10 protein-coding genes are annotated in these 9,469 nt (G+C 71.1%); 1 reads left to right on the forward strand and 9 read right to left on the reverse strand.

What is annotated here, in order from left to right; all coding sequences use genetic code 11:
• The 8 genes from ABGB18_RS05795 to ABGB18_RS05830 form a co-directional block, all read right to left on the reverse strand.
• Positions 1 to 107 (reverse strand): pseudouridine-5'-phosphate glycosidase (locus ABGB18_RS05795; RefSeq protein WP_347694877.1); only part of this gene is annotated, 107 nt, incomplete at its 3' end.
• A 14-nt stretch (positions 108 to 121) separates the two neighbouring features.
• Positions 122 to 352 (reverse strand): tautomerase family protein, encoded by a 231-nt coding sequence (locus ABGB18_RS05800; protein WP_347694308.1) that lies wholly within the window; start codon positions 350 to 352, stop codon positions 122 to 124.
• A 1-nt stretch (position 353) separates the two neighbouring features.
• Positions 354 to 4,214: an amino acid adenylation domain-containing protein gene (locus ABGB18_RS05805; RefSeq protein WP_347694309.1), complete on the reverse strand. Its 3,861-nt coding sequence runs from the start codon at positions 4,212 to 4,214 to the stop codon at positions 354 to 356.
• Positions 4,211 to 4,861 (reverse strand): uracil phosphoribosyltransferase, encoded by a 651-nt coding sequence (gene upp / locus ABGB18_RS05810; RefSeq protein WP_347694310.1) that lies wholly within the window; start codon positions 4,859 to 4,861, stop codon positions 4,211 to 4,213. Before upp ends, ABGB18_RS05805 begins: the two co-directional genes overlap by 4 nt.
• A 13-nt stretch (positions 4,862 to 4,874) precedes the next feature.
• Positions 4,875 to 6,044 carry a questin oxidase family protein gene (locus tag ABGB18_RS05815; RefSeq protein WP_347694311.1) on the reverse strand — a complete coding sequence of 390 codons (1,170 nt, stop codon included), beginning with the start codon at positions 6,042 to 6,044 and terminating at the stop codon, positions 4,875 to 4,877.
• The gene (locus ABGB18_RS05820) at positions 6,026 to 6,484 is read right to left on the reverse strand and encodes a DMT family transporter (RefSeq protein ID WP_347694312.1); all 459 of its coding nucleotides are present in this window, start codon (positions 6,482 to 6,484) and stop codon (positions 6,026 to 6,028) included. The genes ABGB18_RS05815 and ABGB18_RS05820 overlap by 19 nt, the downstream gene beginning before the upstream one ends.
• Positions 6,485 to 6,488: 4 nt before the next feature.
• Positions 6,489 to 6,977, reverse strand: a complete 489-nt coding sequence (locus tag ABGB18_RS05825) for a DMT family transporter (protein WP_347694313.1) — start codon at positions 6,975 to 6,977, stop codon at positions 6,489 to 6,491.
• Positions 6,974 to 7,723 carry an HAD family hydrolase gene (locus ABGB18_RS05830; protein WP_347694314.1) on the reverse strand — a complete coding sequence of 250 codons (750 nt, stop codon included), beginning with the start codon at positions 7,721 to 7,723 and terminating at the stop codon, positions 6,974 to 6,976. The genes ABGB18_RS05825 and ABGB18_RS05830 overlap by 4 nt, the downstream gene beginning before the upstream one ends.
• Positions 7,724 to 7,925: 202 nt before the next feature.
• On the opposite strand from ABGB18_RS05830, the gene holA reads away from it, so the two are divergent.
• The gene (gene holA, locus ABGB18_RS05835) at positions 7,926 to 8,897 is read left to right on the forward strand and encodes a DNA polymerase III subunit delta (protein ID WP_347694315.1); all 972 of its coding nucleotides are present in this window, start codon (positions 7,926 to 7,928) and stop codon (positions 8,895 to 8,897) included.
• A gap of 14 nt (positions 8,898 to 8,911) precedes the next feature.
• Here holA and ABGB18_RS05840 read toward each other — a convergent pair whose 3' ends face one another.
• Complete coding sequence (locus tag ABGB18_RS05840; RefSeq protein ID WP_347694316.1) at positions 8,912 to 9,457, reverse strand: MarR family transcriptional regulator; 546 nt, start codon at positions 9,455 to 9,457, stop codon at positions 8,912 to 8,914.
• Positions 9,458 to 9,469: the final 12 nt, after the last annotated feature.

Genomic DNA, 9,469 nt, shown 5'->3' on the forward strand with positions numbered 1-9,469 from the left:
GTGGCGGCGTTGTCCGGGTAGGGCAGGCCGTGCGTGATGACGTTCGATTCCAGGGCCACCACCGGTCGTCCCTCGGCCAGGGCCTGGGCGACCTCCTCGGCGACCACCAGGGGGATGCCGCTCAACTGCGATACTCCGGAGCCTTGATCAGCCGGTTGGCGCGGCCGGCGATCAGCGGCTCGTAGACGGAGGTGGTCCAGTCGGCGGCCTCCACCGGTTCGAGTGCGATTGACACGGCCCCCTCGTAGGTGCCGAAACTCTCCACGACGAGGGTGGTGAGCGCGTCGGTCAGGCGTTGCCGCTGCTCGGGAGTGAGGTCGACGGGGAAGTGCTGGATGGTGACGTGGGGCATCTCAGAATTCCTCTACGGTGGTTCGGATGGCTTGGGCCAGGTCGGTGACGCCGTGCTCTCTGAGCACTCCGTAGTGGTCGGCGTCGAGATGGATGACGGTGGCCGGGATGTCGTCGGCGATCGCGTAGTCGTCGCCCGCGGCCTTGATGACGGTGACCTGGGTGTCCAGGGTGCGGAAGGCGTACTCGAAGGCGTACGTCCTGGCGACCAGGCGGGTGATCCGGCGGATCAGTGCCCCGTCCAGCTCCGGGAGCAGTTCGCGGACGAAGTCTGCGAACGTGTCCTCGTCGCGGGCCCGTTCCAGACAGCGTTCGACGTCGGGGCCGGTGACGGAGCCGGTGAAGACCGACAGCAGGATCGTCACGTACTCGGGATTGGCGAACGATGCCTCGCGGGGGCGGTGGTTCCCCCGGACCTTCGGGTTGCCCGGGCAGACCAGGACCAGCCCCTCCACCCGCTCGCCGGCCGCCTCCAACTGCCGCGCCGCCTCGTAGGCGACGCGCGCGCCGAAGGAGTATCCCCACAGCGTGTACGGCCCCTCCGCCTGGACACGTCGGATCTCGGCGAGGTCGGCGGCGGCCATCTCCCGGATCGTCGGGTAGGGGATCTCGCCGGGATTGAGGCCGTACGCCTGAATCCCGTAGAACGGGCGGCGGCCCTGGCGGGCGAGCAGGCGCAGGTTCATCGGATAACCGCCGAGCCCCGGCCAGCAGAAGACCGGCCGCCCCCGCGTGCCGCTCCCCAGCGCCACGAGCCGCGATGCCGGGCCGGGCGGGCCGTCGTCGATGCGGGCCGCCAGGTCCGCGAGCCGGGGCGACTCGAACAGCGCCTGGAACGGCAGCCGCGTGCCGTACTCCCGGTTGATCCGGGTCACCAGCGCCACGGCGATGAGCGAGTTGCCCCCGCAGGCGAAGAAGTCGTCCGTGGCCGACACTTCCTCGTACTTCAGCGCCTGCCCCCACGCCCGCGCGAGCCACTGCTCGGTCCTGGTCGCGGGCGCCGTGTACGGACCCACCGGCCGCACGCTCGCCAGGGCCCGCAACGCCGCGGCGTCCACCTTGCCGTTCGCGGTCAGCGGCAGCGCGTCCACGACCAGGACCCGGCCGGGCAGCATGTAGTCGGGCAGCAGCCGGGCCAGCCCGTCTCTGATGAGCTCCGCGGGCCCCTTCATGTGCACCGCGTCCTCGCGCATGTCCTCGCCGAGGATCTGGTCGGCGCTGACCTTGCCGCCGAGCGCGAAGTACACGGCCTCGGCGGGGCCGAGCCCGGCGCCGGCCAGGATGGCCCCCACGCGGCGCGCGGCCGGCATCGGGTGACCGCTCTTCGAGCTGTAACCGGACGACATGAGCCCGATGCCCAGGCCGTTGCGCTGCAGGCGGTGCAACCGGGCGCCGAGCACGACGTACGCCAGCCAGGGTCGCACCCCCCGGCCGACCAGCGCCAGGCCGAAGGCGGCCCGGTCGTGCACCTGCTGGTTGATGGCCACGACGTCGCGGCGCAGCACGATCTCGTCCGAGACCCGCTCCAGCTCGCCGTCCCGCAGGCGATGCCAGCCGGCCGCCAGGTCCGCCACCCGCCCTGGATGCGTCTGCACGTACACCTCGACGCCGGGATCCGGTACGGCCTCCTGCGGGCAGATCTCGAACGTACCCACATAATGATCATCGGCGGCGACCTCCAGCCGCTCCGGCATGGAGGCGATCCGGTCCACCGGCCGGAGGCCGAGACCGTACGCGGGCAGCACCTCGTCGAAGACGCCCACCATGTGACCGGCCTCGAACTCCAGCACCTCGTGAACGTTCTCCCGGTACACCGGCTGGATCGCCGCCCGCCTGCCCGACAGGTGCACCAGCAGCCGCGCCTCCCGGGCCGGGCCGATGCGGACCAGGGTGTGGTCAGCGGGGTGGTAGTAGTACAGGCCGGGGTCGAGGCCGCGTACGGCGCCGTCGGTCTCGAGGTAGAGCTGGGTGGCGTACAGGGCACCGGGGGAGGCATAGGCGTATTTGGGCAGCAGCCGCTGGTCGCTCTGGAACTGACCGAACCAGCGCAGGATCTTCCCGAGCCGCTCCAGGTCCAGGTCCAGGTCCAGGTCCAGGTTCGGGTTCGGGTTCGGGTTCGAGTCCTGGTATGGGCCCGCGGACGGAGATAGGGACGGGGATGGGGATGGGGGCGGGCAAAGGTCCGGGTCGGCGGCGGTGGGTGGCGGGTCGGTGAGGAGTTCGCGTAGGTCCGCGCGCGTGACCGGCCCGCCCTCGAAGAACCGGTAGGACTTGCGGGCGAAGACCGCGCGCCGCTGCCGCGCGCTCTCGTGCCGCCCCGGCAGGGCCACCGCCCCACGCCCCGCCAGGTCCGGTCTGAGGCCCGCGCCGGCGAGCTGCGCCCGCACCTGCAGCCGGTCGGCCTTGGACATGTGATGGGCCGAGCGGTGGCTCTGGTCCATCAGCGTCGCCTCCTGCGGGTCCAGCTCCGCGCAGGCGACGAGCTGCGGTGAGCCGGTACGCTCGTCGGTCACGACCACGGCCGCCGCCCGGCGTACCCAGACGTGCCGCTCCACCGCCCGGGCCACCTCGCCCAGCTCGATCCGGTGGCCGCGCAGCTTGATCTGGTCGTCCGCGCGGCCGGCGAACTGCAGAGTGCCGTCGGGGTTCCAGTACGCCAGGTCGCCCGTCCGGTAGAGCCGCTGGCCGGGCACGAACGGCGAGGGGATGAACCGCTCCCGGGTCTGCTCCGGCCGGCCGAGGTAGCCGCGGGCGAGCTGGGCGCCGCCGATGTACAGCTCGCCGGTCTCCCCGGCGTCCACCGGAGCCAGGTCCCGGTTGAGGACGAAGCAGTGGGTGTTGTCCACGGGTACGCCGATCGGGACCGTTCCAATCCCGTCGCGAGTGGTGCCGGGATCGATGACCTGAGCGGTGGCGTTGATGGTGCACTCGGTGGGCCCGTACAGGTTGATCAGGGAGGCGCCGGGCATCACGGCGAAGAACTCGCGCGCCACCCGTCTGCTCAGCGCCTCGCCGCCGGAGAACACGCGGGTGAGCGTGCTGCAGCGGGACAGGTCCCCGCCGTCGATCAGGGCTTCGAGCAGCGTCGGTACGCACTGCAGCGTGGTGACCCCATACGTGAGGATCGATTCGGTCAGCGCATCCGGATCGCGGTGGGCGCCCGGCGGGGCGGCCACGATCCGGCCGCCGAACGCGGGGGCGAGGATCTCCCATTGGGCGGCGTCGAAGCTCATCGGGGTCTTCTGCAGGATCGTGGTGTGCGTCCCGACATGTCCGTATGTGTGCAGCCAGCGCATCTGAGAGGCGATGCTGTGGTGCTCGATCATCACGCCCTTCGGCCGCCCGGTGCTGCCGGAGGTGTAGATCACGTACGCGAGCGACCGGGGCCGCCAGGGGGTCTGGTCGGGTTGCCAGTCTCCGCCGGAGCCGGCCACGCCGAGGATCCGCGTGCCCTCGGGAGCCAGCCGGGCCAGGTCGCCGGCGAGGTGCTCCTGGGTGACGACGGCCTTCGCCCGGCCGTCTTCGATCATGAAGCGGACGCGGTCACTCGGGTAGTCGGGGGACAGTGGCAGGTAGGCGGCCCCGGCCAGCAGGATCCCCCAGACCCCGGTCACCAGTTCGGCCGAGGACTCGGCGAACAGGCCGACGCAGTCGTCCGGGCCGATCGACAGGTCGCGGAGCCGGGTCGCCAGCCGCCCGGCGTCGCGTACGAGCTCACGGTAGGTGAGCTCGTAGCCGGCGCCCGTGACCGCCACGGCGTCGGGCCGGCTCTCGGCCTGCTGGAGCAGGAGGTCAGGCAGGCAGGCCCCGAGGCCGGCGGGCATCCGGAGCGGGGCGGGGCGGACGGAAGACTTGCTGATCATCGTGCCCCCGTAACGGTGGTGCCGAAGTAGCGGTCCCCGAAGTCGCCGATGCCGGGGACCATGAAGGCGTTCTCGTTCAGCCGCTCCTCGATCGAGGAGACGACGACCTTGATGCGCGGATGGGCTTCGCTGACGGCGCGGAGGCCCTCGGGCGCGGCGATGAAGTCGATGAGGATGATGTTCTCCTCACGCACGCCGGCCTTGAGCAGTACGTCGATGGCGGCGTTCGCCGACCCGCCGGTGGCCAGCATCGGCTCCAGCAGCAGGACGTGGCTGTCGGCGATGCCGGGGGGCAGGTGCGAGTAGTACAGGTGCGGCAGCTTGGTCTTCTTGTCCCGTTGGATGAGGATCTTGCCGATCCGGATGCCGGGGAGGAGCTCGCGCAGCTCTGCCTCCATGCTCTCGCCGGCCCTGACCACCGCGACCGCGCAGACGTCCACGGAGTGTCTGAGGCCCCGGTAGGTGGCGCCCACCGGCGTGGTGACGTCGTGCTCGGCGAAGGGGAGTTGGTCGAGCCCGGCTTCCAGGAGGAGGCGGATGATGCGGCGGGAGTGCAGGACGAAGGAGTCGAGCCCGGCGTGCCGGTCGCGGACGACCGTGTGCAGGGCGCGGAGCTGGCGGGTCTGGGGCAGCAGGTGCACGTTCACGGTGGCGCTCCCGTCACGCGGCAGGCGGCTCGTCGAAGGTGGGTGGCAGCTCCGGCGTGGCGGTGAACTGGGCCGCCGCCACCCGGTAGATCGAGCGCCGGCCGCTGCGCTCCCAGACCTGGCGCAGCACGTATACCAGCTTGGGGTTGTGCTCCTCCCTCTCCAGCACGGCCCGGCCGACGATCACGCGCCACCCCTGTTCCTGCTCGTCGTCCACGTCCGCCGCGAAGAGCCGGTTCAGGGCGGCGAGCTTGGCGCGGGAGGGGAAGTCGCCGCCGGAGAAGACCGTGCCGAGCAGGCCGATCCAGAAGCAGACGATGGCCTGCCGCCGCTGGTCGGCGGGCAGCCGCAGAGCGATCTGCTCCACGGCGTGCAGCGAGGTGACCAGGTGCAGCAGTACGAAGTCGCCCGGACGCGACAGGTAGAGCAGGGAGACCGCGTAATACAGGGGCTCCCAGTCGTTGTCCTCGATCCAGGCCGGCGTGTCGTAGAAGAGGGGGTGACCCTCGCCGAGCGTGCGGGCGATGCGGAACTGCAGGCCCGAGCGGACCAGCTCCGGGTGGATCTCGCCGCGCTCGACGGGTGAGGTGTCGGCGAGGATCCCGCTCACCCAGTGCGCGAGCCCGTCGCGGTCCTCGTCCCACGCCCCGGCCAGCCGCAGCAGCGAGTCCATGGGCGTCGGGTCGGCGGCTCCCGGGGTGACCGCCCGCTCGGGGTGGCAGGTGGCGTAGGAGTAGGCCATGTACGCCAGGCCCTCGATGGCCATCCACCGATGCCCGGCGTCGAGCGCCCAGCCGAGGTGGATGGTGGCGTGCGTGAACGATCCCGTCCAGCCGGGCAGCAGCGCGGGCCCGTAGCGGGCCAGGAGCTCGTCGAGGCCGAGCTCCCGTTCGCGCCGGTCGAAGAAGTCGCAGTAGGACCAGAAGCTGGTACGGCCGCCCAGGTGCGTGTGCCAGTTGTGCTCGTTGATGTGGTGCAGGTCGGGTTTGGGCGGCTCCAGGCCGAACCCGTAGGAGGTCAGCTTGGCGTACGCGTCGTAATAGGCCCTGACCTCGGCGGCCGGAACGCCCAGCCCGGCCAGGGCGATGACCGCGTGCTTGGCGTGATTGGTCAGGTGGCCGTTGAACTCGATGTGGTACGTGCGATCGTCGAGGAGCTCGTCGATCACGTGTCGGTCTTGCACTGCTGGTTCTCCTTCGGACGGAGACGGGCCTTGAGACGGGGGAGGCAGAGTCCCGCGACCACGAGCACCACGCCGGCGAGCCGTACCGGCGCGGGCGGCGACCCCTGCAGCACGCAGTCGATCACCACGGCGGAGAGCACCTGCCCGCTGATCACGAGCACGGAGGCGCTCAGCGCGCCGAGCCGCGGGAACACGTAGCTGTTGACCGCCACAAACAGAGCGCCGAACACCCCGCCCACGTACGCCGCCAGCGGAACGTCCGTAATGTCTGGCCACACGCGCACCACGAGGAGGACCGCGGTCAGGAAGGCAAGCCCCACCACGTGGTTCCAGACGGAGGCCGTGAACGCGCCCGAATGGGTGCTGAGCTGGCCGTTGATCGTCCGGCTGGTGCCGATGAGCAGGCCGTTGAGCAGCGCCAGGGCGATGAAGAAGAGCACGATGTCACGCCCCGCCGAGAACGATCAGCACGCTGCCCGCCAGCACGCATCCGGCGACCGCGAGGTCCGTGCTCGTGACGCGGCGTCTGGGGGTGTGCAGCAGGCCCAGGTGGTCGGCGACGGTGCCGAAGACCACCTGGCCGGTGAGCATCAGGGCGATGGTGCCGGCCAGGGCCAGCTCGCTGTTCACCGCGACCGCGGACAGCACGACGACGAGCGCGCCGGGGATGCCGCCCAGGTAGTACCAGCGGGGGGTGGTGTCCTTCTCGCTCGCGGGCCGCCGGTTGCGCTCCCCCTCGATCGTGGGTGGTCGGGTGCGGCGGCGGAGGGCCAGCATCAGGATCAGCGCGACCACCGCCCCGAGCCCGTGCGCGGCCCAGGAGGCGTAGAGCGCGTCGGTGTGGCGGGCGAGCACGGCGTTGGACAGCGTCATCAGCGTGAGCAGCACGCCGCCCGCGAGCGCGAGCAGCCAGTCGAGGGCGCGCCCGGTCATCCGGCCAGCTCCCCGGTCACGTCACGCAGGTCCGCGCCCTGGAGGTCTGTGTGCCCCAGGTCCTTGTCCCGGGGCCTCACGTCTCGCAGGTGCGCGCCGAGCAGGGCGACGACCTCGCCGAAGGTGTCGGCGAACCACGTGGGCGTGGCGGAGGCCAGCTCCAGACGGTCGTGGATGCCGTACGTCACGGCGACCGAGCGCATTCCGGCGGCATGAGCCATGTGGAGGTCGTGGACGGTGTCGCCCACCATCACCGCGCGCTCGGCCGGTACGCCGAGCGTGCGCATCACCAGCAGCCCGGACTCGGGATGCGGCTTGGGATGCGAGACTCGGTCGGCGCCCACGACGAGGGCGAAGCGGTCGTGGAGTCCGGCGGCCCGCAGGAGCGCGTCCGCGTTGACCTGGAACTTGCTGGTCGCGACGGCCAGGCCGATCCCCTGGGCGCGCAGCTCGTCCAGCCCTTCGGTGACGCCGGGGAAGACCAGCTCCCGCGCACGCGGCAGGATGAGCTCCTTGAACAGGCGTTGGTAGTGTCCTACCCCGCCGGCCACCAGCTCGTCGTCCGCCGGCCTGTTCAGCAGGCCGGCGAAGGCGCGTTCGAGCGGCAGCCCGATGGTGGCGCGGATGGCCGCGGGCGGCGGGGCGGTCACGCCCAAGGCGCCGAACGCCGCGGTGAAGCTTTCCACGATCGCGCGCGGGGTGTCCACCAGTGTGCCATCGAGGTCGAAGACGGTCAGGGAGCGCATGACATCCTCTCCGGCTCCTGGCAGGGGGCCGCGGGGTCGCGGTTACTGGGAGTATCACGGTAGGCAGCTCTCTGTTACGGGTCAACGGATTTTGGAAGTCCCTGATCTTGGTGCGGGCCCGCGGAGATCATCGCCCCGGGAGACGGGGCGGCTCTCGTCGTCGAGTACCGGGTTGTCGGTGGGGCATGGCATGCTGCCTGGTATGGCGGGAACCGATCCAGCACCTGTGACCCTCGTCGTCGGCGAGGAGGAGCTGCTGGCCGAGCGGGCAGTCAGTGGCGTCGTCGCGGTGGCGCGGGGCACCGACTCCGGGGCCGAGGTGCATGACCTCGTGGGCGGGAAGGTCACGGTCGGTGAGCTGACGCAGCTGACCTCGCCGTCGCTCTTCGGCGATCGCTCCATCGTCGTGATCAGGTCTGCGCAGGATCTGGTGAAGGACGTCATCGCCGAGGTCGTGGCCTACGCCAAGCAGCCCTCGGACGAGACCGTGCTGGTGCTGGCCCACCCGGGTGGGGTGAAGGGCAAGGCGCTGGTCGACGGGGTGAAGAAGGCCGGGGCCGCGGTGGTCACGGTGGCCAAGGTCACCAAGGCCGGGGAGCGGCTCGACTTCATCAAGGGGGAGTTCAAGCGGGCCGGGCGCGGGATCGCGGCGGACGCGGCTCAGGCGTTGCTGGACGCCGTGGGCAATGATCTGCGGGAGCTGGCGGCGGCCTGCGGCCAGTTGATGTTCGACACGGAGGAGAAGACCGTCAGCGCGGCCGCGGTGGCTCGCTATCACAAGGGGCGAGCCGAGGTCACCGGGTTCAACGTGGCGGACTCCGCGATCGAGGGACGGCTGGCGGAGGCGCTGGAGCAGGTGCGGTGGGCGCTCGGCACCGGGGTCGCGCCCGTGCTGCTGGTGAGCGCCCTGGCCGGGGGGTTGCGGTCGCTGGCCAAGGTGGGCAGCGCGCCGCGCAACCTGCGGGGCGGGCAGTTGGCGAGCCATCTGGGCATGCCGCCGTGGAAGGTCGATCGGGTGAAACGGCAGCTCAACGGCTGGGGGCCGGAGGGGCTGTCGCGGGCGATCCAGGCCGTGGCCAGCGCGGACGAGCAGGTCAAGGGGGGCGGAGCGGATCCCGCCTACGCCCTGGAGCACACCCTGCAGGTCATCGTGGCCAGCCGCACGGGACGCTAGGCGAGAAGAGGCGGTCACGGGTGGTGGGCTCGGTGGCGGTGGGCTCGGTGGCGGTGGGTTTCTGGTCTGGGTTTCGTGGTGGTGGATTCGGCTCTGAGCAGGAGTTGTTTGAGGAGGCCGTCCAGTAGGGGCTGGTCGGTGGTGGACAGTGCGTCCACCAGGTGGGACTCGACCTCCGCCCGGATCGTCATCGCCTCCGTCCACAGCTCGTGACCCTTGGAGGTCAGCTCCACGTCCACCCGGCGGCGGTCCTGCGTGCTGCGCACCCGCCGTACCAGATCGGATCTTTCCAGGGTGTCCAGCCTGCCGGTCATCCCGGCGGGGGACAGGAGCAGGTCCGCGGCGAGTTCGGACGGCGTCGCGGTGCCGCCGCGGGCCACCAGGCGGTGCAGCGTCTCAAACTCGAAGTCCTGCATGCCCACCTCCGCCAGCGCGGCCTCCTTGGTGTGGGCCAGGTGTTTGACGAGGAACTGCAGGCGCGTGACGATCGCCTCCACCTGCTCGTCGAAGGGCGCCCTGCCGCGCCAGCGGGCCAGGTGGCGATCGACCGAATCCTCCATTTCACGGATCCT

The organism is Nonomuraea sp. B12E4 (assembly GCF_039871825.1).
GTDB lineage: Bacteria > Actinomycetota > Actinomycetes > Streptosporangiales > Streptosporangiaceae > Nonomuraea.